20 protein-coding genes and 1 pseudogene are annotated in these 25,664 nt (G+C 63.2%); 11 read left to right on the top strand and 10 right to left on the bottom strand.

Annotation, left to right across the window (positions count from 1 at the left end):
* Positions 1-83 precede the first annotated feature (83 nt).
* Complete coding sequence (locus CSV86_RS21520) at positions 84-425, top strand: zinc ribbon domain-containing protein YjdM (RefSeq protein WP_009398988.1); 342 nt, start codon at positions 84-86, stop codon at positions 423-425.
* 134 nt (positions 426-559) lie between these two features.
* Entirely contained in the window at positions 560-808 is a 249-nt protein-coding gene (locus CSV86_RS21525) for a PA4570 family protein (protein ID WP_009398987.1), read from the top strand.
* A gap of 113 nt (positions 809-921) precedes the next feature.
* On the opposite strand, the gene bamJ is transcribed toward CSV86_RS21525, so the two are convergent.
* The 5 genes and pseudogenes from bamJ to CSV86_RS21550 form a co-directional block, all read right to left on the bottom strand.
* Complete coding sequence (gene bamJ / locus CSV86_RS21530; RefSeq protein WP_009398986.1) at positions 922-1,539, bottom strand: BamJ family beta-barrel-assembly machinery protein; 618 nt, start codon at positions 1,537-1,539, stop codon at positions 922-924.
* Between the two features lie 86 nt (positions 1,540-1,625).
* Positions 1,626-1,931 carry a DUF6482 family protein gene (locus CSV86_RS21535; RefSeq protein WP_009398985.1) on the bottom strand — a complete coding sequence of 102 codons (306 nt, stop codon included), beginning with the start codon at positions 1,929-1,931 and terminating at the stop codon, positions 1,626-1,628.
* Positions 1,932-2,055: 124 nt separating this feature from the next.
* Positions 2,056-2,544, bottom strand: a complete 489-nt coding sequence (locus CSV86_RS21540) for a TIGR00645 family protein (protein ID WP_009398984.1) — start codon at positions 2,542-2,544, stop codon at positions 2,056-2,058.
* A gap of 93 nt (positions 2,545-2,637) precedes the next feature.
* Positions 2,638-2,946 carry a PA4575 family protein gene (locus CSV86_RS21545; RefSeq protein ID WP_009398983.1) on the bottom strand — a complete coding sequence of 103 codons (309 nt, stop codon included), beginning with the start codon at positions 2,944-2,946 and terminating at the stop codon, positions 2,638-2,640.
* A gap of 167 nt (positions 2,947-3,113) precedes the next feature.
* Positions 3,114-5,551, bottom strand: a pseudogene (locus CSV86_RS21550) (Lon protease family protein).
* Between the two features lie 273 nt (positions 5,552-5,824).
* On the opposite strand from CSV86_RS21550, the gene CSV86_RS21555 reads away from it, so the two are divergent.
* The 4 genes from CSV86_RS21555 to CSV86_RS21570 all read left to right on the top strand — a co-directional run bounded on the left by CSV86_RS21555 (position 5,825) and on the right by CSV86_RS21570 (position 9,344).
* Positions 5,825-6,313 carry a DUF3015 domain-containing protein gene (locus CSV86_RS21555; RefSeq protein ID WP_009398981.1) on the top strand — a complete coding sequence of 163 codons (489 nt, stop codon included), beginning with the start codon at positions 5,825-5,827 and terminating at the stop codon, positions 6,311-6,313.
* Positions 6,314-6,394: 81 nt separating this feature from the next.
* On the top strand, positions 6,395-8,248 hold the full coding sequence (locus CSV86_RS21560) for an Lnb N-terminal periplasmic domain-containing protein (protein WP_009398980.1): 1,854 nt from the start codon (positions 6,395-6,397) through the stop codon (positions 8,246-8,248).
* 174 nt (positions 8,249-8,422) lie between these two features.
* A complete protein-coding gene (locus CSV86_RS21565; RefSeq protein ID WP_009398979.1) occupies positions 8,423-8,770 on the top strand; it encodes a lipoprotein in 348 nt (115 codons plus the stop codon).
* Between the two features lie 70 nt (positions 8,771-8,840).
* A complete protein-coding gene (locus CSV86_RS21570; protein ID WP_009398978.1) occupies positions 8,841-9,344 on the top strand; it encodes a GreA/GreB family elongation factor in 504 nt (167 codons plus the stop codon).
* Here CSV86_RS21570 and gdhA read toward each other — a convergent pair.
* Positions 9,341-10,678 (bottom strand): NADP-specific glutamate dehydrogenase, encoded by a 1,338-nt coding sequence (gene gdhA / locus CSV86_RS21575; RefSeq protein ID WP_009398976.1) that lies wholly within the window; start codon positions 10,676-10,678, stop codon positions 9,341-9,343. The genes CSV86_RS21570 and gdhA overlap by 4 nt on opposite strands.
* Positions 10,679-10,972: 294 nt before the next feature.
* Positions 10,973-12,637 carry an energy-dependent translational throttle protein EttA gene (gene ettA, locus CSV86_RS21580; protein ID WP_009398974.1) on the bottom strand — a complete coding sequence of 555 codons (1,665 nt, stop codon included), beginning with the start codon at positions 12,635-12,637 and terminating at the stop codon, positions 10,973-10,975.
* A 329-nt stretch (positions 12,638-12,966) separates the two neighbouring features.
* Here ettA and CSV86_RS21585 point away from each other — a divergent pair, with 329 nt between their 5' ends.
* Together CSV86_RS21585 and glyA are read left to right on the top strand one after the other, a co-directional pair.
* Positions 12,967-16,809, top strand: a complete 3,843-nt coding sequence (locus CSV86_RS21585; RefSeq protein ID WP_009398972.1) for a sensor domain-containing protein — start codon at positions 12,967-12,969, stop codon at positions 16,807-16,809.
* A 119-nt stretch (positions 16,810-16,928) separates the two neighbouring features.
* Positions 16,929-18,182, top strand: a complete 1,254-nt coding sequence (glyA, locus tag CSV86_RS21590; protein ID WP_009398971.1) for a serine hydroxymethyltransferase — start codon at positions 16,929-16,931, stop codon at positions 18,180-18,182.
* A gap of 105 nt (positions 18,183-18,287) precedes the next feature.
* Here glyA and yjiA read toward each other — a convergent pair whose 3' ends face one another.
* The 3 genes from yjiA to CSV86_RS21605 all read right to left on the bottom strand — a co-directional run bounded on the left by yjiA (position 18,288) and on the right by CSV86_RS21605 (position 21,616).
* Positions 18,288-19,256, bottom strand: a complete 969-nt coding sequence (gene yjiA, locus CSV86_RS21595; RefSeq protein ID WP_009398970.1) for a GTPase — start codon at positions 19,254-19,256, stop codon at positions 18,288-18,290.
* 80 nt (positions 19,257-19,336) lie between these two features.
* The gene (locus CSV86_RS21600; RefSeq protein WP_009398969.1) at positions 19,337-19,534 is read right to left on the bottom strand and encodes a YbdD/YjiX family protein; all 198 of its coding nucleotides are present in this window, start codon (positions 19,532-19,534) and stop codon (positions 19,337-19,339) included.
* A gap of 15 nt (positions 19,535-19,549) precedes the next feature.
* Positions 19,550-21,616 (bottom strand): carbon starvation CstA family protein, encoded by a 2,067-nt coding sequence (locus tag CSV86_RS21605; RefSeq protein ID WP_009398968.1) that lies wholly within the window; start codon positions 21,614-21,616, stop codon positions 19,550-19,552.
* 182 nt (positions 21,617-21,798) lie between these two features.
* Here CSV86_RS21605 and CSV86_RS21610 point away from each other — a divergent pair, with 182 nt between their 5' ends.
* The 3 genes from CSV86_RS21610 (at position 21,799) to CSV86_RS21620 (ending at position 25,663) form a co-directional block, all read left to right on the top strand.
* Positions 21,799-22,182, top strand: coding sequence for a PilZ domain-containing protein (locus CSV86_RS21610; protein ID WP_009398967.1), 384 nt, complete (start codon positions 21,799-21,801; stop codon positions 22,180-22,182).
* Positions 22,183-22,427: 245 nt separating this feature from the next.
* The gene (locus CSV86_RS21615) at positions 22,428-23,951 is read left to right on the top strand and encodes a nucleobase:cation symporter-2 family protein (RefSeq protein ID WP_037060104.1); all 1,524 of its coding nucleotides are present in this window, start codon (positions 22,428-22,430) and stop codon (positions 23,949-23,951) included.
* Positions 23,952-24,127: 176 nt separating this feature from the next.
* Positions 24,128-25,663 (top strand): tyrosinase family protein, encoded by a 1,536-nt coding sequence (locus CSV86_RS21620; protein ID WP_009398965.1) that lies wholly within the window; start codon positions 24,128-24,130, stop codon positions 25,661-25,663.
* The last annotated feature ends 1 nt before the right edge of the window (position 25,664 follow it).

Below are 25,664 nucleotides of genomic sequence, written 5' to 3' on the forward strand. Positions count from 1 at the left end.
TCGCTCGACGGGCCTGCTTTTCCTCTGCCGGGCAAAACCCTATACAATGTGGGCTTTCTGCACGCATGACCCGAGGAAACTTAGTGAGCACCTTGCCACCCTGCCCCAAATGCAACTCCGAATACACCTATGAAGACGGCACCCAGCTGATCTGCCCCGAGTGCGCCCACGAGTGGTCGGCCGGCGGCAACGCCGAGGCGGCCAACGATGACGTAGTGAAGAAGGACGCGGTGGGCAACGTCCTGCAGGACGGCGACACCATCACCGTGATCAAGGACCTCAAGGTCAAGGGCACCTCCCTGGTGGTCAAGGTCGGCACCAAGGTCAAGAACATCCGCCTGTGCGATGGCGACCACGATATCGACTGCAAGATCGACGGCATCGGTCCGATGAAGCTGAAGTCCGAGTTCGTCCGCAAGGTCTGAACCCCACCTCATTCCAGGTGCGCGCTGCCATACGGGCGCGCACTTCGGCAGAAAATGCAAACTATTCCCAATTGCCACTTGCTATTTCGATAATAAGAATTATTCTCACTGAAAGTTTTTCAAGGAGAATAGCCATGACTTATCTGATCGACGCCTGGCTGGACCGTCCCCACCCTTACCTGCGCATCCTCCACCGTGAAACCGGCGAAGTCTGTGCCGTGCTCGAAGAAGCGGCACTGGACGAACTGCGTGAACAGGGCGACCTGGATCTGAACGGATTGAATTCGAGTGAGCCGATCGTGCTCAAGGAGCTGGTGAGGAACCTGTTCCTGTTCTGCTATGCCCGGGCCTTGCGCCCGAACACCCCGCATGCGGGGTTCTAGCCCATTTCTTTGCTGGTCTTTAGGGCCTCATCGCCGGCAACGCCGGCTCCAACAGGTTTCGCGGTGTGCAAACCCTGTGGGAGCCGGCGTTGCCGGCGATGAGGCCAGAAGCCTTACAGAACGTCCAGCAACTCGACGTCGAACACCAGCACGCTGTGCGGCGGGATGCTACCGACGCCTTGGGCGCCGTAGGCCAGCTCGCTCGGTACGTACAGGCGCCATTTGCTGCCGGCGTTCATCAGTTGCAGGGCTTCGGTCCAGCCGGCGATCACGCCGCCAACCGGGAATTCGGCCGGCTGGCCACGGTCGTAGGAGCTGTCGAACACGGTGCCGTCGATCAGGGTGCCGTGGTAGTGGGTGCGCACGCTGTCTTCGCGAGTCGGCTTGGCGCCTTCGCCTGCGGTCAGTACTTCGTACTGCAGGCCGGAAGCCAGGCTGGTGATGCCTTCGCGCTTGGCGTTCTGGGCCAGGAATTCCTTGCCGGCCGCTGCAGCGGCTTCGGCCTTGGCAGCCTGCTGGGCCTGCATGACTTCACGAATGACCTTGAAGCTGGCCGACAGGTCTTCTTCGCTGACGCGGCTGGCCGCACCGTTGAAAGCGTCGGTCAGACCGGCCAGGATGGCTTCCAGGCTCACACCCGGTGGCGGGTTGTCACGCAGTTGGCCACCCAGCTGACGGCCGATGCCGTAGCTGACGCGGGTTTCGTCGGTGGACAGATTGATTTCGGACATTGGCTTGCTCCGCAGCAGGGCGCACGACAACCGCGCCCTTTATGAAAAGGGCTCGCAGCCTAGCACACTGCGGCGAAGCGAATCAGCTATCGGGCACTACGGCTGGACAACGGCACTTTAAGGTCTTCCTCGACAACGCTGGCCATCCCGCACATTTCGTCCTGTACCGACCAGTGCACCAGGTGCATCGGCATCTGTGGCAACCCCTCGAGCAGCAGGTGCGCCTGCTCCACCGAATGCACTTTCAGACGCGTGCCACGGGCGTCGGTAAGGGCGTGGGCATGGCCATGGGAACGCGCTTCCAGCAAATAGTCGCCGCCTTCGATGGCGATCAGGTTGAGCTCGTCGATACGGCCCGCTCGGGCCTGGGTGTTCAGTTCGTGCAGGTTCATGGGCGCACCTCGCGACGTTGACCGCTCATTTTTTGTACAGCCCATTGCAAAGCACAAGAGCGAAACGCAACCGCCCGTCCGTTTTGCAACGGACGGGCGGTCGGTGACGCAGGCGACGCCTTGCTCAGTGCTTGGTGACCTTGTCCAGGTAACCCATGGCAAAGGCCGACACCACGAAGGTCATGTGGATGATCACGTACCACATCAGGTAGTTCGACGAGATGTTCTGCGCATCCATGAACACCCGCAGCAAGTGGATCGAGGAAATCGCCACGATCGACGCCGCTACCTTCATTTTCAACGACGAGGAGTCCATCTTGCCCAGCCAGTTGAGCTTTTCCTTGTCCTCGTCGATGTCCAGTTGCGAAACGAAGTTCTCGTAGCCGGAAATCATCACCATCACCAGCAGGCCACCGACCAGGGCCATGTCGATCAGCGACAGCAGCACCAGGATCAGGTCGGATTCGGCCAGGGAGAAGACGTTCGGCAGAACGTGGAAGATTTCCTGGAAGAACTTGAGCGCCAGCGCCAGCAAGCCCAGCGACAATCCAAAGTAGATCGGTGCGAGCAGCCAGCGCGAGGCGTACATCGCATTTTCGATAAAGCGTTCCATTGAGCTAGTCACCTGAAGGCGGGGGAAAATCGGCCGGGAGTATATCAGCCGGACGTGAAGGAAAAAGCCCGCGACGCGCTGCCGCAGGCTCCCTCAGTGATGGACGTGGCCATTGACCCGACGCAGTTGGGCTTGCAGGTGCACGCTCCAGATCTGCGGGTCATCGGCCAGCTGGTAGCCGTGCAGGGTCAGGCTGTCGACGATGGCGTTGAGTACCGACTCGGCCACGAAGGGCCCATGGAATGGTCCCTGGGCCTTGATCGCGGAAGGTTGTTCGCCTGCCATGCCGGCGGCGAAGAGAAGGGTCCACATGCCGTTGTCGCCGGCCAGCGGACGGATGCTGCATTCGATGCGGGTCACCAGACCCAGGCATTGGCGGGTAAGGCTGAGGCTGCGCGGCATGGCGAAGACCCTCGGTAGAACCTCGTTCAGCCTTCGACAAGGCTGTTTCCATCCTGTACCGACGACTATCCATGCTCTGAAGGATAGAAGAAAACCGGCCAGTACAAGCGCCTCACGGGGAACGGGCGCCGAATGGTCATGCCACCGCGACGCCCGCGCCCGGCCCGTCAGGCCGGCTTCACTTCGGCAAGTGCCTGTTCGGCCTGCTCTTTTTCCGCCTCCTTGAACTCCTCCTCGCTGATCATCTCGGCGATCACCCGCAGACGCTCTACCACCCGGGCATTGACGCTGCCCTCAGGGAACTGGCCGTCGGCATCCGGCTCGCCGGCAGGCTCGCCCACCAGCAGGCTCAGGGCTTCGTCGGCCTGGCTCACCGCATAGACATGGAACTGCCCGGCGCGCACAGCCTGGAGCACCCGCTCGTCGAGCATCAGGGTGGAGACGTTGGCTTTCGGGATGATCGCCCCCTGCTCCCCGGTCAGGCCACGGGCCTCGCACAGGCGGAAGAAGCCCTCGATCTTCTCGTTGACCCCGCCCACCGCCTGCACTTCACCGAACTGGTTGATCGAGCCGGTGATGGCGAAGCATTGCTTGAGCGGAGTCTTCGACAGGGCCGAGATCAGCGTGCAGGCCTCGCCCAGGGACGCGCTGTCGCCATCGACATAACCGTAGGACTGCTCCAGGGCAATGCTCGCGGAAATCGCCAGCGGGAACTCCTGGGCGTAGCGGCTGCCAAGGTAGCCGGTGAGGATCATCACGCCCTTGGAGTGAATCGGCTGGCCAAGGTTGACCTCGCGCTCGATATCGACGATCCCGCTGCCCCCGGGTACACCGTGGCGGAAATCCGCGCCGGCACACCGAAGGCCGAATCGCCCACTTCCAGCACTGTCAGGCCGTTGCACTTGCCGACGGCGGCACCCTCGGTGTCGATCAGGATGATCCCGGCGAGCATGTCGTCGAGAATCCGCGCCGAGACCCGACCGGTCCGGGTGGCCTTGGCCTTGAGCGCGCGCTCGATATGACCGACGTCGGTCATCTCGTCGTTGGCCAGGTGACGGATGAAATCCGCCTCGCTGACCAACTGGAACAGATCGCCGATGCGCGCCGACAGACGCTTCTGGTTTTCCGCCAGGCGCGCGCTGTAGGTCGCCAGGCGCGCCACCGCGTCGGCAGTCAGCGGCGCCATGCCTTCCTCGCTGGTGCGGGTCTTCAGCAACTGGGCGAACTGCTCCAGGCTTTCGTCGTGCATCGGGATTTCCTCATCGAAATCCACCAGCACGCGGAACATCTCCTGGAAGTCCGGATCATGGTCCTGCAGCGCGTAGTAGAGCTGGCGCGCGCCGATGATGATGACCTTGACCTGCAACGGGATCATCTGCGGGGTCAGGGTCACGGTGGCGATGCGCCCCAGTTCGCCCAGGGGCGACTCCATCTTCAGCTTGCGCGACTGCAGGGCACGCTTGAGCGCGTCCCACACGAACGGTTCGCCGAGCATCTTCTCCGCTTCGAGAATCAGGAAACCGCCATTGGCGCGGTGCAGCGCACCCGGGCGCAACTGCCGATAGTTGGTGTACAGCGCGCCTTGGTCGGTGCTGTATTCGATGCGACCGAACAGATTGTCGTAGGTCGGATGCGGCTCGAACACCACCGGTGCCCCGCCATTGACCGAATGACCGACCACCAGGCTCGGCGACAACTGCTCTTCGAGCATCTTGCGCGCCACGGCATCGACCTTGCTGTCATCCACCAGCTGTTCGACCACCGTACGCAGCAGGTGCACCTGCATGGCCTGCAGGTAAGCGCAGACCTCGGCATTTTCCGAGTACTTTTCCGACAACGGGCCGAGCAGCGGCTGCAGGGCCAGGGTGATGGTTTCTTCGTTGAGCTGGCGCAACTGGTTGTTCGACTCGCGCTTCCATTGCGGCAGGCTGGCCAGCTCTTCGTTGAGCCGCTCCTCGAGCTCGGCGATGTCGTTGTGGAAGCGCTCGCGCTCGGCTTCCGGCAACTGGGCGAACTCCGCCTCGTCCAGTGCCTTGCCGTCGCTCATCGGGGTGAAGGCGACGTTGCTGCTGTCGCGATACAGCGCCACGTCCTTCTCCAGCGAGGCACGTTCGATGATATCGAGGGCGCGGTCGTAGCGCTGGTTGAAGGCGCGGTCGATGGCGCTCTTCTTCTGCTGGTAGGACGGGTGTTCGAAGACTGCCGGGAAGGTGACCACCAGGTTGTCGATCAAAGCGCCGATATCGGCGATGAAGGTGTTCGCACTACCGGGCGCCAGCTCGACGGCGCGCGGTTCGCGCGGCTCGTCGAAATTGTTCACATAGACCCAGTCGGAAGGCGTCTGCAGGCGCTTGCCTTCGGCCTTGAGGTAGCGTTTGACGAACGAAAAGCGACCGGTCCCCGGTTCGCCCATGACGAAAACGTTGTATCCGGGGCGGGGCATGGCGACACCGAACTGCAGCGCCTCTACCGCGCGTTCCTGGCCCAGCACACCGCGAAATGGCTCCAGATCATTGGTTGTGGAAAAAGCGAACTGTTCAGCGGAAAACGGCCGGGTCAGGGCTTCGGGCGCAAGACGCAGGCTCGCAGCGACAGGATCGGGCATCGGGCTTCCTTACTTCGGCGGGGCAGATGCCGGCATTCTGGCGCTGCCCGCGCCCGGGTTGCAAGGCTCTTGGCGCAATTGCCTACAGGGGGCCAAAACGTGACGCACCGCCTATGTGAACGCAATATTTCGCAATTAACTACGGAACCTCAGGATCGTGCCTAAACTCTACACTGCGCGGCCGGGTAGATAACCGGACCCGATCCGGCAGCCGTTGCAAGGCACGCCGGAAACCCTGACCTTTGGTTTGCAAATCAGAAAGAGAACAAAGCTATGAAACGGATTCTTCTGGGTACTCTGTTCACCGCGGTTTCGATCAACGCCATGGCCCAGGCGCCAGGCGGCCCGGACTGCGGCTGGGGCAACATGCTGTTCGAAGGCCAACGCGGCACTCCCGCTCACTTCCTCGCTTCCACCACCAACGGCACCTCGGGCAACGCCACCTTCGGCATGACCTCGGGCACCAACGGTTGCTCGACCAACGCCGCGCTGACCTACGGTGGCAAATCCTGGTTCGCCATGAACGGCATGATGAACGAGCTCTCCGAAGACATGGCCAAGGGCCAGGGCGAAGCCCTGACCACCTACGCCGTGGTTCTCGGTGTGGCACCTGAAGACCGCGCGCACTTCGCCGCCGTCACCCACCAGCACTTCCAGGACATCTTCAAGACCGCGGACATCACCGCCGAAGACGTTCACAACAACACCCTCGCCGTCCTCAAGTCGGATGCTCGCCTGGCCAAGTACGCTACCCCGGCCTGAGCCTGACCTTGCGTCACCCCGCCTCGGCGACGAGGCGGGTTGTGTTTCCCATCGGCTTCATTCGAGAAGTAGTCGCCCGACATGCTCAAACGCCTCGCCTATCTGGCGCTCTGTGCCTGTGCACCGTTGCACGCGGCACCTTCCATGGACGAATCGCGCCTGCAGGCCCTGGCCGCCGATCCTTACTGGATCGCCCTGGGGCACTATGAAACGGGCAAGCTGGGCGGCTGGCGCAGCTACGTCGATGACGACCGCTTCTTCCTCGCCCAGGACGGTGCCCATCACCCGGATCGCGAGCTCGCCGCCACGCTCGAGGCACTCTACGCCCCGGCCAGCAAGGGCGACCAGCATGCCCAGTGCGTGTACCCGGCACGGACCCGCTGGCTGCGCGAACAATTGCAACTGAGCGATTTGCCCAGCCCTGATTGCGCCGAGTACAAACGCTGGTTCGAGGACGTGTCGCCCCACAGCGCCGTGCTGATCTTCCCCGCCGCCTACCTGAACAGCCCGTCGTCCATGTTCGGCCACACCCTGCTGCGCATCGACCAGGCCGACGTGCAAAGCAACGAGACCGCCCTGCTCAGTTATGCGGTCAACTTCGGGGCCTATATCGAAGGCAACGACAACAGCATTCTTTACGCCTGGAAGGGCCTGATGGGCGGTTATCCCGGCCTGTTCGCCTTCGTTCCCTACCAGGAAAAGCTTTCCGAGTACCGCAGCCTGGAAAACCGCGACCTGTGGGAGTACCGGCTGAACCTCACGCCCGAGGAAACCGGGCGCATGGTCGAGCATATCTGGGAACTCAAGCAGATCCGCTTCGACTATTTCTTCTTCGACGAGAACTGCTCCTACCGCCTGCTGGAACTGCTTCAGGTCGCCCGCCCGAGCCTGGACCTGACCTCGCACTTCCCGCTCACGGCGATTCCCACCGATACCGTGAAGGCGGTGAAGAAGGCCGGCCTGGTGGAACGCGTGGACTACCGGCCATCGCGGGAACGCGAACTGCTGGCCCGTGCCGAGCCACTGGACAAGGCCGAACAGCAACAGGTGCTGGCGGTGGCCGCCGATACCGGCAAGCTGCAAAGCCCCGAATTCACTGCCCTGCCCAAGCCCCGCCAGGCCTTGGTGCAGGATGCTGCCTACCGCCTGGAACGCTACCGCGCCACTGGCCAGGAGCGCGATGCGGACCAGGCCAGGCGCAGCTTCGAACTGCTGCGGGCAATCAATCGCAATCCACCGCCGCCGCTGGAGATCGAGCGCCCGGGCCTGCCCGAAGACGGTCATGAATCGCGCACCTGGCAACTCGGGGTCGGCACCCGGGAAGATCGTGCATTCGCCGAGTACGGCCTGCGCATGGCCTATCACGACCTCAATGACAATGCCTACGGGTTCCCCCTTGGTGCGCAGATCGAGATCCTCCAGCTCAAGCTGCGCCAGTACGAAGGCAATGACTGGCAGGTGCAGCGCCTGGACCTGGCGACCATTCGCTCGCTGACGCCGCGCAACGACCTGTTGAAGCCCTGGTCGTGGCAGGTTTCCGGCGGGCTGGAACGGGTACCGGGCAAGCATGACGACGAGGTGCTGGTCAGCCACGTCAATGGCGGCGCGGGCGGCACCTGGAAACTCGGTGACGACATGCTCGGCTTTGCCCTCGGCACGGTGCGCGTCGAGCATCACAACGACTTCGCCCAGTTCATCGCCCCGGCGGCCGGGTTCAACACCGGTGTGCTGTGGCGCAACGGGCTGGGCAACCTGAGCGTCGAGGCCAAGGGCGATTACTTCACCAATGGCGAGGTGCGGCGCAGCCTCAGCCTTAACCAGCAATGGGAGTTGAGTGACAGCCTCGGGTTGAGGTTGAGCGCCAAGCGCGAGTTCAGCCAGCTGGCGACGGCGCAGAACGAGGTGATGCTGGAATTGAAGTGGTACAACTACTGAGTTTGATGTCGCTCTCCGGGGCCTAATCGCTGGCAAGCCAGCTCCCACAGGGACACTGTGGGAGCTGGCTTGCCAGCGATTAGGCCCTTCCGGTCAGCGAGAGTTTCACGGCCTTTTGACACCACACTGACATTCCCCCACCTAGACTTTCCCCATCATGCGGAGAGTGTTGCGATGCGGCGGTACTGTTTTGTTGTGTTGTTGCTGTTGGCCGGTTGCCAGTCGACCCACCAGCAGTTGCTTGACCAGGGGTATCCGCCTGCCTACGCCGACGGTTTCCAGGACGGCTGCGGCAGCGGCCAGCAGGCCGCCGGGGTGATGGCGGGGGCGTTCCGCAAGAACGTGCCACGCTACCTGCACGAGTGCCAGTACGAAACCGGCTGGGACGACGGCTTCCGCCAATGCCAGGCGATGCGCCAGAACCAGGGCCAGCAACGCTACTACGACCGCCATTGGGACGAACGCGAGGAACGCTGGCAGCAGGAAAAGGACCGCGACGCCGCCAGGGCCTATCGGCGCTGAACAGGTCGTAATCGGACATCCACTGCAACCCCGGGCCTGTCAGCATGGTCTTCTGGCAAAGGAGACCTTCATGAGCCGAGCATTCGTCAACGAAGACCAGGCTGCCAACCAGGCCAGCCAGCCGGTCGAGCGCAGCATCAGCGAGCAGCCCAACTACGTGACCGCCCGCGGCCTGGCGCTTCTGCAGGAGCGCGTCGCGCAGCTCAATCGCCTGCGCAGCGAACTGCTGGCCCAGGGCGAACGGGGCGACAAGCAACGCCTGGCCGATACCGAGCGCGACCTGCGCTACTTCAGCGCACGGCAACAGAGCGCCCAGGTGGTGCCCACGGCGACTTCAAGGGAAAAGGTACAGATCGGCAGCCGCGTGACCTACGTCGATGAGCAGGATCGCGAGCACAGGGTGCAACTGGTGGGGGAAGACCAGGCCGACATCGCTGCCGGCCTGGTCAACTGGGGTTCCCCGCTGGGCCGGGCGCTGCTCGGAGCGGCGCCCGGTGACGAGGTGGTGTGGCGGCGACCGGCGGGCGATCAGTTGATCGAAGTCGTCACCATCGAGCCTGAGCCTGAAACCTAGACCACGCCCTGGGCCAGCATGGCATCGGCGACTTTCACGAAGCCGGCGATGTTGGCGCCCTTGACGTAGTTGATGCGGCCGTTTTCCTCACCATAGTGAACGCAGGCGTGGTGGATCGATTGTATGATGTTGTGCAGCTTGCTGTCCACTTCACCGGCGGTCCACAGCAGGCGCATGGCGTTCTGCGACATTTCCAGGCCGCTGACCGCAACGCCACCGGCGTTGGACGCCTTGCCCGGGGCGAACAGGATTCCCGCTTCGATGAACAGGTCGACCGCTTCCAGGGTGGTCGGCATGTTGGCGCCTTCGGCCACGCAGATGCAGCCGTTGGCCAGCAAGGCGCGGGCATCGTCCAGGTCCAGCTCGTTCTGGGTCGCACATGGCAGGGCGATGTCGCACGGCAGGTTCCAGGGGCGCTGGCCGGCGCGGAACTCCAGGCCGAGCTGGCCGGCCAGTTCGCTCAGGCGGCCGCGCTTGACGTTCTTGAGCTCCATCAGCGCATCCCACTGGGCGTCGGTGAGGCCGGCCTCGGCGAACAGGGTGCCTTCGGAGTCCGACAGCGAGATCACCTTGCCGCCCAGGTCCATGACCTTGCGCGCCGCGTACTGGGCAACGTTGCCAGAGCCCGAGATGGCCACGCGACGGCCATCGATGCGCTTGTCCTCGCGCTTGAGCATTTCCTCGGCGAAGTACACGCAGCCGTAGCCGGTGGCCTCTGGACGGATCAGGCTACCGCCGTAGGTCATGCCCTTGCCGGTCAGTACCGATGTGAACTGGTTGGCCAAGCGCTTGTACTGGCCGAACATGAAGCCGATCTCGCGCGCGCCGACACCGATGTCACCGGCCGGAACGTCAAGGTCGGCGCCGATGTGGCGATACAGCTCGCTCATGAAGGCCTGGCAGAAACGCATGACTTCCGCGTCGCTCTTGCCCTTCGGATCGAAGTCCGAACCACCCTTGCCGCCGCCCATGGGCAGGGAGGTGAGGGAGTTCTTGAACACTTGCTCGAACGCCAGGAACTTCAGCACGCCGATGTTCACCGACGGGTGGAAGCGCAGCCCGCCCTTGTACGGGCCGATGGCGCTGCTCATCTGGATGCGATAACCCCGGTTGACCTGGACCTTGCCTGCATCATCGACCCACGACACCCGGAACAGAATGGCGCGCTCGGGCTCGACCATGCGCTCGAGGATGCCGGCTTCGAGGTAGTGCGGGTTGGCTTCGAGGAACGGCCAGAGGCTGCGCAGGACTTCTTCGACAGCCTGGTGGAATTCGGGTTGGGCAGGGTCGCGTTGTTTCAGCCGTGCGAGGAAGTGATCGACAGATTCAGTCATGAGTAGACATCTCACCGAGGGAGTTGGACTTTTTGGTTTTTTCGGGACTTTACCAAGAAGCAATCGCACTGGAACAGGGCGAAATGTCGTTTTTATGAATTTTTTTGGTGCATTTCTGTAAATGTATACAGAACCTAAGGGCCTCATCGCTGGCAAGCCAGCTCCCACAAGTACGGTGCACGCAGCCCCTGTGGGAGCTGGCTTGCCAGCGATGGGCCACCATCGGCCTGAAATCCAGGCACAAAAATGGGGCCGATTAGGGCCCCATTCCTGTGCATCAATCGACCAGCCTTATCAGGCCAGCTTCTTGTGCCGTACCCGGTGCGGCTGGGCAGCAGCCTCGCCCAGGCGCTTCTTGCGATCGGCTTCGTACTCGGTGTAGTTACCCTCGAAGAACACCGCCTGCGAATCATCCTCGTAAGCCAGGATGTGGGTCGCGACACGGTCCAGGAACCAGCGATCGTGGGAAATCACGATGGCGGCGCCTGGGAAGTCCAGCAGGGCTTCCTCCAGCGAACGCAGGGTTTCCACGTCAAGGTCGTTGGACGGTTCGTCGAGCAGCAGGACGTTGGCGCCCTCTTTCAGGGTCAGGGCCAGGTGCAGACGGCCACGCTCACCACCGGACAGGTCCTTGACGAACTTCTGCTGGTCGCCGCCCTTGAAGTTGAAGCGACCGACGTAGGTGCGCGACGGAATCTCGTAGTTGCCGATACGGATCTGGTCGGAACCGTCGGAGATCTGCTGGAACACGGTCTTGTTGCCGTCCAGGTCCTCGCGGCTCTGGTCGACGCAGGCCAGTTGCACGGTTTCGCCGATCTCGATGCTGCCGGAGTCCGGTTGCTCCTTGCCCATCAGCATGCGGAACAGGGTCGATTTACCCGCGCCGTTACCGCCGATAACGCCGACGATCGCGCCTTTTGGCATGACGAACGACAGGTTGTCGATCAGTACGCGGTCGCCGTAGCCCTTGGTCACGTTCTTGAATTCGATGACCTTGTCGCCCAGGCGCGGACCGGCCGGGATGTAGATCTCGTTGGTTTCGCTGCGCTTCTGGAATTCCTGCGACTGCATTTCCTCGAAGCGTGCCAGGCGGGCCTTGGACTTGGACTGGCGAGCCTTGGCGCCTTTGCGCACCCACTCCAGCTCTTCCTTCATGGCCTTTTCATGGGCCGACTGCTGCTTGGATTCCTGGGCCAGACGCTCGGACTTGGCTTCCAGCCAGCCGGAGTAGTTGCCCTCGTAAGGAATACCGGCGCCGCGGTCGAGTTCGAGGATCCAGCCCGCGACGTTGTCCAGGAAGTAACGGTCGTGGGTGATCGCTACCACGGTGCCCGGGAAATCGTGGAGGAAGTGTTCCAGCCAGGCGACGGAGTCGGCGTCCAGGTGGTTGGTCGGTTCGTCGAGGAGCAGCATGTCCGGCGCGGACAGCAGCAGGCGGCACAGGGCGACGCGGCGCTTCTCACCACCCGACAGGTGCTCGACCTTGGCCTCCCAGGCCGGCAGGCGCAGGGCGTCGGCGGCGACTTCCAGCTGGCGCTCCAGGTTGTGGCCGTCGCTGGCCTGCAGGATGGCTTCCAGCTTGGCCTGTTCGGCGGCCAGCTTGTCGAAATCGGCATCCGGCTCGGCGTAGGCCGCGTAGACCTCGTCCAGGCGGGCCTGGGCGTCCTTGATCACGCTGACCGCTTCCTCGACCACTTCGCGCACGGTCTTGGAGGGATCCAGCTGCGGCTCCTGCGGCAGGTAGCCGACGTTCAGCTCCGGCATCGGGCGGGCTTCGCCGTCGAACTCGGTATCGACGCCGGCCATGATCTTCAGCAAGGTGGATTTGCCCGAGCCGTTCAGGCCCAGGACGCCGATCTTGGCGCCAGGGAAGAACGACAGGGAGATGTTCTTGAGAATTTCACGCTTGGGCGGAACAACCTTGCTCAGCCGGTGCATGGTGTAAACGTATTGAGCCAAAATGCGGACCTCGCTCGAATCGTTGGAAAAGCCCCGTCCACGGGACAGGGCTGGACAAAAACCGGGTATCGGGGTGGAGCGCCGTGTTCTGTCAGGGCAGGCTCACGGCGGGCACAGGCAGCGGCCTCACCCTCGGTAACGGATAATCGGAACCGCCAAGGTTACCCGAACTGGACGCCGCCGGGCAGGGGCAGCACACCCGGGCAGGTGCCGGCCCGATGAACAGGACTGGCACTTTGCCACAAGTCAGGGCATGCTAGCCGCCCTTCGGGCGTCCGGCTTATAGTGCGCGCTGCGACGACCAGCCAGCCATACCGCAGGAACACCGTTTGACCGACCTCAATCAGCCGCCTTCCTTGCGCAAAGCCGCCGTTGCGTCGGGTCAGCCCCTGCGCGGCTCGCTCAAGGGTGCCCTGGCCACCCTGGCCTTGCTGTTGCTGGCCCTGCTGCTGTGGCAAACCTTCGATCAATACCGCCGCACCGTCACCGAACGCCGCCAGCACAGCATCGATGCCAGCGCCGAGATTGCCGATCGCCTCAACCTGAGCCTGGCCCTGGAAGCCGAACGCATACGCAACCTGCTGCCGGTCGGTGCCACTGCACCAGATACCAACGTCCTGGCGGGGCTGTACGCCCGCCTGCACCAGCGTCAGCCCGCCCTCGCCAGCCTGGCCTGGCTCGATGGCGACGGGCGGATCCTGCGCGACAGCCTTGGCCCGTCGCCGGACCAGGCGGCCATGACCGAACTGCTGCGCCTGAACCACGAGCAGGATCATCACTTCAGCAATGCGCCCGGCAACGAGCGGGTCTATCTGCTGCTGCGCCAGCACGACGGCGCTGGCTACTGGCTGCTGCGCTTCGAACCGTCCTGGTACCAGCAACTGGCCGAACGCCTGGAGCCCGCCGACCATCTCCAGTGGCAACTGGAAAACGGCCAGACCGCCGCGATCATCCACCAGCACCTGCAACGCCAACAGGTGACGTCGCCGACGACCGAAACCGCACCGCTGCAAAGCGTAATGCTGGCCTTCGTCGATAACAGCGACTGGCAACTGCGCGGCTTCCACGATGCCGAGCGCACCCGCGGTGAACTGCTCCCGGCGCTGGTCGGCAAGGCCCTGCTCGGCCTGCTCTGCGCCCTGCTGCCCGTGCTGGCACTGTTCAACATGCGCCGGCGCAACCAGATGCTCCAGGCCGGGCGCCGCCGCTACCAGGACATCTTCGAAAGCACCGGCGTCGCCCTGTGCGTGCTGGACCTGTCGGGCCTGGACCCGATCCTCGACCGCCTGCGCCTGCGCAGCCGCCTGGAACTGGAACAACGCCTGGACGCCGACCCGACCTTGCGCGAGCAATTGCTGCGCGAGCTAAAGGTCACGGAAGTCAACCAGGTTGCCCTGCAGCTGCTGGGCGTCGATTGCTGCGAAGGCACCTGGCGGCACCTGATCGCCGGCAATGCCCTGGAAAACGGCGGCGTCGGCGTGCAACTGGTAGCGGCGGTGCTGGACCGCCAGGCACGCCTGGAACTGGAAGTCCGCTTGCCGACCGCGCATGGCCTGGACCAGCACCTGTGGCTGATGGTGCGCTTCCCCGAGCAACGCCGCGATTATCGGGCGGTGATCCTCAGCATCAGCGATATCACCAGCCGCAAGCGTGTCGAACTGTCGCTGCTGGAGCGCGAGAGTTTCTGGTCCGACGTGGTCCGCACCGTGCCGGACCAGCTCTACGTCCAGGACGTGCAAAGCCTGCGAATGATCTTCAGCAACCGCCATCTTGGCCAGACCCTCGGCTACGAGCGCCACGAGCTGGCGCGCATGGGCGAATTCTTCTGGGAGATCCTGCTGCACCCGGAAGACGCCGAGCTGTACCGCGACCTGCGCCGCCAGCAGCGGGAAAGCGGCTATGTCGAGCAACTGCATTGCCAGTTGCGCTTCCGCCATCACGACCAGCGCTGGCGCCGCTACGACATCCGCGAGCAGGTGCTGACCCGCGATGCCGCCGGCAACGTCACGCGGATCATCGGCGTGGCCAAGGACGTCACCGACCAGTTGGAGGCCAGCGAATCCCTGCGCGATAGCGAACAGCGCTATCGCATGCTCGCTGAAAGCATCAGCGACGTGATCTTCTCCACCGACGACCGCCTCCAGCTCAATTACGTCAGTCCTTCGGTGCAATCGGTGCTGGGCTACGACGTCGAGTGGATTTTCAGCAACGGCTGGCAGTCGACCATCGCCAACCCGGCACAACTGGCCGGGCTGTATACCCTGGTCGAGCGGGTCAACCGCGCGCTCGGCGATGCCGCGCAACTGGCCGCGCTGCGTACCCAGGTGCCGACCCAGTTGTTCCTCTTCGACTGCCTGCGCGCCGATGGCCGCAAGATCCCTATCGAACTGCGCCTGGTGCTGGTCTGGGACGAACATGACCAGTTCGGCGGGATCCTCGGCGTCGGTCGCGATATCAGCCAGCAGCGCCGTGCGGAAAAAGACCTGCGCATGGCCGCGACGGTCTTCGAGCATTCCACGTCGGCGATCCTGATCACCGATCCGGCCGGCTACATCGTCCAGGCCAACGAAGCCTTCAGCCGGGTCAGCGGCTATGCCGTGCGCGACGTGCTCGACCAGGTACCGAGCATGCTCACGGTCGACGGCCAGCAGGACTCCACCCTGCGCTACATCCTCAAGCAACTGCACCAGCACGGCACCTGGGAAGGCGAGATCTGGCTCAAGCGACGCAATGGCGAGCACTACCCGGCGTGGGTCGGCATCACCGCGGTGCTCGACGACGAAGGCGACCTGGCCAGCTACGTGTGCTTCTTCACCGATATCAGCGAGCGCAAGGCCAGCGAACAGCGCATCCATCGCCTGGCCTACTATGACGCCCTCACCCACCTGCCCAACCGCACGCTGTTCCAGGACCGCCTGTACACCGCGCTGCAGCAGGCCGAGCGGCACAAGTCGTGGGTGGTGCTGATGTTCCTCGACCTCGACCGCTTCAAGCCGATCAACGACTCCCTCGGCCATGCCGCCGGCGACCGCATGCTCAAGGACATGGCCGAGCGCCTGCTCGATTGCGTCGATGACGACGACACGGTGGCGCGCATGGGTGGCGACGAGTTCACCCTGCTCCTGCAGCCGCGGGCGACCCGGGAAATGGCGCTGCACCGCGCCGTGCATGTGGCCGAGCAAATCCTCACCAGCCTGGTGCGGCCGTTCGTCCTGGAGAACCGCGAGTTCTTCGTCACCGCCAGTATCGGCATCGCCCTCAGCCCGCAGGACGGCAGCGAGCTGAGCCAGTTGATGAAGAACGCCGACACCGCGATGTACCACGCCAAGGAACGCGGCAAGAACAACTTCCAGTTCTACCAGGCCGACATGAACGCCAGCGCCCTGGAGCGCCTGGAGCTGGAAAGCGACCTGCGCCATGCCCTGGAGCAGAACGAATTCATCCTCTATTACCAACCGCAGTTCAGCGGCGACGGCAAGCGCCTGACCGGAGCCGAGGCCCTGCTGCGCTGGCGGCATCCACAGCGCGGGCTGGTGCCGCCGGGGGATTTCATCCCGGTGATGGAAGAACTGGGCCTGGTGGTGGATGTAGGCGACTGGGTCATCGCCGAAGCCTCGCGCCAGCTCAAGGCCTGGCACCAGGCCAGGGTGCGGGTGCCGAAGGTCTCGGTGAACATCTCGGCGCGGCAGTTCTCCGACGGCCAGCTGGGCAACCGCATCGCCGCCATCCTCAAGGACACCGGCCTGCCGCCGGCGTGCCTGGAGCTGGAACTGACCGAAAGCATCCTGATGCGTGAAGTCCACGAGGCCATGCAGATCCTCGACAGCCTGAAGAACCTCGGCCTGAGCATCGCCGTCGACGATTTCGGTACCGGCTATTCGTCGCTCAACTACCTCAAGCAGTTCCCCATCGACGTGCTGAAGATCGACCGCACCTTCGTCGACGGCCTTCCCGAGGGCGAGCAGGACGCGCAGATCGCCCGGGCGATCATCGCCATGGCCCACAGCCTCAACCTGGCGGTGATCGCCGAGGGCGTGGAAACCCATGAACAGCTGGAATTCCTCCGCGAACATGGCTGCGACGAAGTCCAGGGCTATCTGTTCGGCCGGCCGATGCCGGCCCACCAGTTCGAGGCGCAATTCAGCAACGAAACCCTGTTCATGCTGGAATAGCAGCCGGTTTTCCCCTGCTTGAATCCCATTTGTCCGCCAGATGACGCCCTTTCATATGCCAGACAAAAGTCTATGGGGTAGAATGCCGGCCTATTTCAGCCCGATCCTTGAGGACCGCCATGTTCAGCCGTGATTTGACCATTGCCAAGTACGACGCCGAGCTCTTCGAAGCCATGCAGCAGGAAGCCCAGCGCCAGGAAGAGCACATCGAGCTGATCGCTTCGGAAAACTACACCAGCCCGGCCGTGATGGAGGCCCAGGGCTCGGTCCTGACCAACAAGTACGCCGAAGGCTACCCGGGCAAGCGCTACTACGGTGGTTGCGAGTACGTCGACGTGGTCGAGCAACTGGCCATCGATCGCGCCAAGGAACTGTTCGGTGCCGACTACGCCAACGTCCAGCCGCACGCCGGTTCCCAGGCCAACGCCGCGGTCTACCTGGCCCTGCTGTCGGCTGGCGACACCATCCTCGGCATGAGCCTGGCCCACGGTGGCCACCTGACCCACGGTGCGTCGGTAAGCTCGTCGGGCAAGCTGTACAACGCCATCCAGTACGGCATCGACGGTAACGGCCTGATCGACTACGACGAAGTCGAGCGCCTGGCGGTCGAGCACAAGCCGAAAATGATCGTTGCCGGCTTCTCGGCCTACTCGCAGGTCCTGGACTTCGCCCGCTTCCGCGCCATCGCCGACAAAGTGGGTGCCTACCTGTTCGTCGACATGGCCCACGTGGCCGGCCTGGTTGCCGCAGGCGTCTACCCGAACCCGGTTCCGTTCGCCGACGTCGTCACCACCACCACCCACAAGACCCTGCGTGGTCCGCGTGGCGGCCTGATCCTGGCCCGTGCCAACGCCGACATCGAGAAAAAGCTGAACTCCGCAGTCTTCCCGGGCGCCCAGGGCGGCCCGCTGGAGCACGTGATCGCGGCCAAGGCCATCTGCTTCAAGGAAGCGCTGCAGCCTGAGTTCAAGGCCTACCAGCAGCAGGTCGTGAAAAACGCCCAGGCCATGGCCAGCGTGTTCATCGAGCGTGGTTTCGACGTCGTTTCCGGCGGCACCCAGAACCACCTGTTCCTGCTTTCGCTGATCAAGCAGGAGATCTCCGGCAAAGATGCCGACGCTGCCCTGGGCCGCGCCTACATCACTGTCAACAAGAACTCCGTGCCTAACGACCCGCGCTCCCCGTTCGTCACTTCGGGCCTGCGCTTCGGTACTCCAGCCGTCACCACTCGCGGCTTCAAGGAAGCGGAGTGCAAGGAACTGGCTGGCTGGATCTGCGACATCCTGGCTGACCTGAACAACGAAGCGGTGATCGATGCCGTTCGCGAGAAGGTCAAGGCCATCTGCAAGAAGCTGCCTGTCTACGGCAACTGATTCAGGGTTGTACTGAAAAAACCGATGCCGGGTGACCGGCATCGGTTTTTTTGTGGCTGGAATTTGCGGTGTGGCTGATGGCCCGGGCCTGCGGTGTTCTCTGGATCAGCGACTCAACGCCTCGAACCCCGCCCGGATCTTCTCTTCCGGCAACTGATCGGCGATGAACACCATCACGCTTTCCCTCGTTTCGCCCTCGGCCCACTCGGTGTCCCAGTCGAAGCCATACAGCTTCAGCACGCCCTGGAACACCAGGCGCCGATCCTCCCCGGCGATATTCAGCACGCCCTTGTAGCGCAGCAGCTGCTTGCCATGCTCCTCCAGCAGCTCGTTCATGAACTCGCTGAGCCGGTCGATATCCAGAGGCGTTTCAGTGCGCAGCACCAGGCTGGAAATCCGGTCCGGGGTGGTGGTCGCCAGTACCGGCCGCAGGCTCATGCCGCCACCGAGGTCGGCATTGAGATTGAAACCCCGCACATCCAGCAATTCGGCCAGGTCGATCTGCCCGTGGTCCACCACCCGCACCGGCGCGCGACGGTTGATCCGGCCGAGCCGTGCCGTCAGCGCCTCGACCGTGGCGTCGTCCACCAGGTCAGTCTTGCTCAGCAGCAGGCGGTCGGCGAACCCGACCTGGGCCTGGGCGATGGCCTGGGTCAGGTGCAGGTCGGCATGGGCCGCGTCCACCAGGGTGATGATGCCATCGAGGATGTAGCGATCACGCAGTTCCTCATCGATGAAGAAGGTCTGCGCCACCGGCGCCGGGTCGGCCAGGCCGGTGCATTCGATCACCAGGCGGTCGAAGGCGATCTCACCGCTGTCCAGACGCTCCAGCAGCAGGAACAGGGCCTTGGTCAGGTCGGTGTGGATGCTGCAGCAGACGCAGCCGTTGGCCAGGGTCATGACCTCGACCGGCGCGTCGCCGAGCAGTTGGGTGTCTATGCCGGCATCGCTGAATTCGTTTTCGATGACGGCGATCTTCAGGCCGTGCTCCGCCTTGAGGATATGGCGCAGCAGGGTGGTCTTGCCGGCACCGAGAAAACCACTGAGCACGGTTACGGGAATGGGGGAATGCACACGAATTCTCCTGACGCTGAAAATGACTGTGGGAGCCCGGCGCCCCGGGCTCCCACAGGTTTGTCGCTAGCGGCCGAAGCTCAACAGCACTTCGGCCCACTCTTGCCGCCGTAACGGGCTTCCTGGCGTTCGCGGAAGAACGCCTCGTAGCTCATCACCGGCTGGTCCGGGTGCTTCTTCTGCATGTGCTCGACGTAGTTGTCGTAGTCGGGCATGCCGACCATCAGGCGGGCTGCCTGCCCCAGGTACTTACCCAGTCGACCCAGGTCGTTGAACATCACTGCATTCCTCTATCAAGCTTCCGGCTGGGCCTGGAACGGGGTTTCCTTGTCGCTGCGCTCCTTCTTGCCGAGGGCGGCGTAGCCGACCTTGAGGGCGAAGAACAGGATGCTGAAGACCACCACCAGGAACAGCACGGTCAGGGTTGCGTTGGTGTAGGCGTTGAAGATCACGTGCTGCATCTGCCCGATGTCCTTGGCCGGGGCCAGGACCTGGCCAGCGTCCAGCGCGGTGCTGTACTTCTTGGCCAGGGCCAGGAAGCCGACCGCCGGGTTCGGGTCGAACAGCTTGATCAGGCCCGCCGTGGTGGTGCAGATCAGCAGCCACACCGCAGGCACCAGGGTGACCCAGATGTACTGCTGGCGCTTCATCTTGATCAGCACCACGGTGCCGAGCATCAGGGCGATGCCGGCGAGCATCTGGTTGGAGATGCCGAACAGCGGCCACAGGGTGTTGATGCCTCCCAGCGGATCGATCACGCCCTGGTACAGCAGGTAACCCCAGAGCGCTACGCAGCCGGCAGTCGCGAGCAGGTTGGCGCCCCAGGACTCGGTACGTTTCAGCGCCGGGACGAAGCTGCCCAGCAGGTCCTGCAGCATGAAGCGACCGGCACGGGTACCGGCGTCCACCGCGGTGAGGATGAACAGCGCCTCGAAGAGGATCGCGAAGTGGTACCAGAAGGCCATGGTGTTTTCACCCGGCAATACCTGGTGGAGGATCTGCGCGATACCCACTGCGAGGGTCGGCGCACCACCGGCACGGGCCAGGATGGTGTGCTCGCCGATGTCGCGGGCGGTCGCTTCCAGTTGTTCGGGGGTGATGGTGAAGCCCCAGCTGCTGACCGTCTGCGCCACCGACACGACGTCGGCACCGACCACGGCGGCCGGGCTGTTCATGGCGAAGTAGACACCCGGCTCGATCACCGAGGCGGCGACCATGGCCATGATGGCAACGAACGACTCCATCAGCATGCCGCCGTAGCCGATGTAGCGGGCGTTGACTTCGTTATCCAGCAGCTTCGGCGTGGTCCCCGAAGAGATCAGCGCGTGGAAGCCGGACACCGCGCCACAGGCGATGGTGATGAACAGGAACGGGAACAGGGTGCCCTTCCAGACCGGGCCGGTACCGTCGGTGAACTGGGTCAGCGCCGGCATTTTCAGCTCTGGCGCGATGATCAGGATACCGATGGCCAGGCCGACGATGGTGCCGATCTTGAGGAAGGTGGAGAGGTAGTCACGCGGTGCCAGCACCAGCCATACCGGCAGTACGGCGGCGACGAAACCATAGCCCACCAGCATCCAGGTGATCTGCACGCCGGTGAAGGTGAATGCAGGGCCCCAGACCGGATCCGCGGCAACCTGGCCCCCCAGCCAGATGGACAGCAGCAGCAGGACCACGCCGATGATGGAGATTTCACCGATGCGGCCCGGGCGGATGTAGCGCATGTAGATGCCCATGAACATCGCGATCGGGATGGTCGCGATCACGGTGAACATGCCCCACGGGCTTTCAGCCAGGGCTTTCACCACGATCAGCGCCAGCACCGCGAGGATGATGATCATGATCAGGAAGCAGCCGAACAGGGCGATGGTGCCCGGGATCCGGCCCATCTCCTCGCGCACCATGTCGCCCAGGGAGCGACCGTTGCGACGGGTGGAGAGGAACAGGATCATGAAGTCCTGCACCGCACCGGCCAGCACGACGCCGGCGATCAGCCACAGGGTGCCGGGCAGGTAGCCCATCTGTGCGGCAAGCACCGGCCCGACCAGCGGCCCCGCGCCGGCGATGGCCGCGAAGTGGTGGCCGAAGAGGATGTGCTTGTTGGTCGGGACATAATCCAGGCCATCGTTGTTGAGCACCGCCGGAGTGGCCCGGCGAGGGTCCAGCTGCATCACCTTGGTGGCGATGAACAGGCTGTAGTAACGGTACGCGACCAGGTAGATCGCCACCGAGGCGACGACAATCCACAAGGCATTGATGGCTTCGCCACGCCGCAGGGCAACCACCCCGAGCGCACAGGCCCCTAGTACTGCCAGCACCAGCCAGGGGATATGGCGGGCCAGGCTATTATTGTTGTTCATGGTTCGCTTCCAGCAAATTGATTAAAGGTAGCGTTTCGAGTCTAGCGACACTGGCCGGAAAGGCCAGCCCCCACGTTGGTCTAGAGCCTCTGAAGCCCTTCGCCACTATCGAAGATTGCGCCCCTTGGGCGGTGCTGGCAAGGGCTGGACTATAGTTGTCGAACCCACCCGGAGGGCCGAGCATGAGCGAGCAGAACGAACGTCGACGCTTCAAACGCATTGCCTTCGATGCCCCTACCGAATTGATCCAGGGCGCCCGGCGCTGGAAGGCCGCGCTGGTCGACATCTCCCTCAAGGGGCTGCTGGTGGAGGTCCCGTCCAGTTGGGATGCCGATGGCGAACAGTTGTTCGACGCCGAGGTCACCCTCAGTCCCGACGCGAAGGTGCTGATGCAGGTGCAATTGCGCCATATAGAGGAAACCCAGCTGGGCTTCATCTGCCTGCACATCGACCTGGCGTCGATGGAGCACCTGCGCCGCCTTGTGGAGCTTAACCTGGCAGACCGCACCGAACTGGAGCGCGAATTCCATCAATTGATCGAAGATCAAGATCTTTTAGCGCCCTAACCTTTTCGCCCCGCCTGCATTTCCTGTCCAACCAGACAGCTTATTTAGCGCTGTACACGGTTTTTTCCTACACCGTGGTACAGCGTCTCGCCTTTTTGGAACGATTACTGCAACCGCAACCAGGCCAAATCAATGGCCTTACTGTTCCTGAGCCAATCGATAAATTGTATACAATTCCTCTGGCAATGTTTGGCAACAGATGTCTACAGTAGCGGCACAACAATAAATACCGAGATCCTGCTCCCATGAATACGTCCTCACCAAGCACGTCTTCCACTGCGCCTCGTCCGGAAGATGAAAACCTCGGCCTGGGTGCCAACGTCGCTTATGGTCTGCAACACGTTCTGACGATGTATGGCGGTATCGTTGCGGTGCCGCTGATTCTTGGCCAGGCTGCCGGCCTCGGCCCTGCCGAGATTGGCCTGCTGATCGCCGCATCGCTGTTCGCCGGTGGCCTGGCGACCCTGCTGCAAACCCTCGGCCTGCCGTTCTTCGGTTGCCAGTTGCCGCTGGTGCAGGGCGTGTCATTCGCCGGTGTGGCGACCATGGGCGCGATCCTCTCCACCGAAGGCGGCGGCGGCTTGCCAGGCGTGCTCGGGGCGGTGATGGCCGCCTCGTTCCTCGGTTTCCTGATCACCCCGATCTTCTCGCGCATTACCAAGTACTTCCCCCCGCTGGTGACCGGCATCGTCATCACCACCATCGGCCTGACCCTGATGCCGGTCGCGGCGCGCTGGGTGATGGGCGGCAACAGCAAGTCGCCGGAATTCGGCAGCATGGAGAACATCGGCCTGGCCGCCCTGACCTTCACCTTCGTGCTGGCGCTGAGCAAGCTCGGCAGCGCCTCGATCTCGCGCCTGTCGATCCTGCTGGCCATGATCATCGGCACCCTGATCGCCTGGTCGCTGGGCATGGCCGACTTCAGCAAGGTGCTGGACGGCCCGCTGGTGGCGATGCCGTCGCCGTTCCACTTCGGCATGCCGACCTTCCACATCGCCGCGATCCTGTCGATGTGCATCGTGATCATCGTGACCTTGGTGGAAACCTCGGCCGACATCCTCGCCGTCGGTGAAATCATCGACACCAAGGTCGATTCGCGCCGCCTCGGCGACGGCCTGCGCGCCGACATGGCGTCGAGCATCCTGGCGCCGATCTTCGGCTCCTTCACCCAGAGCGCCTTCGCCCAAAACGTCGGCCTGGTCGCAGTCACCGGCGTGAAAAGCCGCTACGTGGTGGCCACCGGTGGCGTGATCCTGGTGATCCTCGGCCTGCTGCCGATCATGGGCCGGGTGATTGCCGCAGTACCGACCTCGGTGCTGGGTGGCGCGGGCATCGTGCTGTTCGGCACCGTGGCGGCGAGCGGGATCCGCACCCTGTCCAAGGTGGAATACAAGAACAACATGAACCTGATCATCGTCGCCGCCTCCCTGGGCTTCGGCATGATCCCGATCGCCGCGCCGAACTTCTACGATCACTTCCCCAACTGGTTCGAGACCATCTTCCACTCGGGCATCAGTTCGGCGGCGATCATGGCGATTTCCCTGAACCTGCTGTTCAACCACTTCAAGATCGGCAACTCCGACCAGCAATCGGTGTTCGCAGCCGGTTATGAGCGCACCGTGGTCTATTCCGACATCTCCGCCCTGCGTGACGGCGACTACTTCAAGGACGGCAAGCTGTTCGATGCCGACGGCAAGGAAATCCCGATGGTGGCCGAGGATGAGCATGCCGCAACGGCGCCGCGACGAAAGGCCGTTGCCGAGCACTGATTACACGGCAGTCCCCAAGGGGCCGATGCGCAAGCATCGGCCCCTTTTCGTTTGGTTGGTGCACGTATATTTCCTTCAACATCCCGATGCGCGGATATGGCACTTTGATGCCACAGGCCTATCGTGAGCAGGCCCGTATGGAACATCCCCTCACATGGAATATGGAGAGCGTGAACATGACGTATGTGCGTAAGGATCTGTGGGATCTGGGAGACGGCTGGAACGACACCATGTTGTGGTACGCCAAGGCCGTACAGGAATTGCAGAAGCGACCGATCACCGACAACACCAGTTGGCAATTCCTCGGCGCTATCCATGGCTTCAAGAAAGACCTGTGGATCAGCCACTGGCAGATCGACGAAGAAACGCCCCTGCCCACGCAGAAGGACCAGGATCTGTTCTGGAACCAATGCCAGCACCAAAGCTGGTACTTCCTGCCCTGGCACCGTGGCTACCTGCTGGCGTTCGAAAACATCGTGCGCGAGACGATCATCAAGCTCAATGGCCCATCGGACTGGGCCCTGCCCTACTGGAACTACAACGAGATCGGCACCCGGTTGCACAGTGTCACCCTGCCGCACATCTTCTACGAAGCCAAGCTGCCCGACGGCACCGACAACCCGCTGGCCCTGCCGAAACTGCGCTTTGGCAACACGATCGACGGGCGAGTGGTTATCAACCCGCTGAAAATCAACCTCAAGTCCCTGGACATCGCCCTGTTCACCGGCGGCGCCACGGGCGGTACGCCTGGCTTCGGTGGCCCGGAAACCGTCTTCCATTTCGACGGCGACGTACAAGGCGGCCTGGAAAACAACCCGCATAACCCGGTGCACATCGCTGTAGGTGGCCACATCAACAGGCCCGGCGAGAAAGACCCGTTCGAAGGCCTGATGTCTGACCCGCAAATGGCCGGCCTGGATCCCGTATTCTGGCTCCACCATGCCAACATCGACCGCCTCTGGCAGGTCTGGCTCGATCGCAATCCGGCCCACAAGAACCCGGTCGATGATCCGGCCTGGGCCGAGGGTCCTCCTTCGGGTGGCCGCCCGTTCATCATGCCGGCACCGGACGGCAGCACCTACACCTATATCGTCTCGCAGATGCTCAGCCTGCAAGACCTGGGCTATACCTACCAGGACCTTCCAGCACCACCCCAGGCGAACCTCGCCACCGCGAAAGTGGAGGCAACGGCAGTGGCCGATACCAAAGTCACCGAACTGCTCGGCGCCAATGCCCAGCCGATCAAGCTGCTCGGCAGCCGTTTCGAAAGCCCTGTACGCCTGGACAAGCCCGGTATCGCCAAGGTCGCGCAGAAACTTGCCGCGCGCGGGCTGCTGACGGCCGGCAACGCGGCGCCGTTACCAGAGGAGCGGGTCTACCTGAACGTGGAGAATATTCGTGGCAAGCTCAACGCCGTGATCCTCTCGCTCTACGTCAACCTGCCCGATGGCGCGTCGCCGGAGGCCCATCCCGAACTCTACGCAGGCGACATCGGATTGTTCGGCGTACGGGTAGCCAGCCAGAAGGATGAAAGTCACGCCGGGGCCGGCCTGACAGCGGTCCTCGACATTACCGACATCGTCAACCGTCTGAATGTACAAGGTGACCTGAACCTGGATCATCTGCACATCAGCCTGTTCGCCAGCACCGACCTGACCCCGGCGGCCGATATCTCCATCGGTCGCATCAGCGTCTACCGCCAGGGCCAGTAAC

Origin of the sequence: Pseudomonas bharatica CSV86 (assembly GCF_000319305.2) — a bacterium.
In the GTDB taxonomy this organism is placed as follows: Bacteria; Pseudomonadota; Gammaproteobacteria; order Pseudomonadales; family Pseudomonadaceae; genus Aquipseudomonas; species Aquipseudomonas bharatica.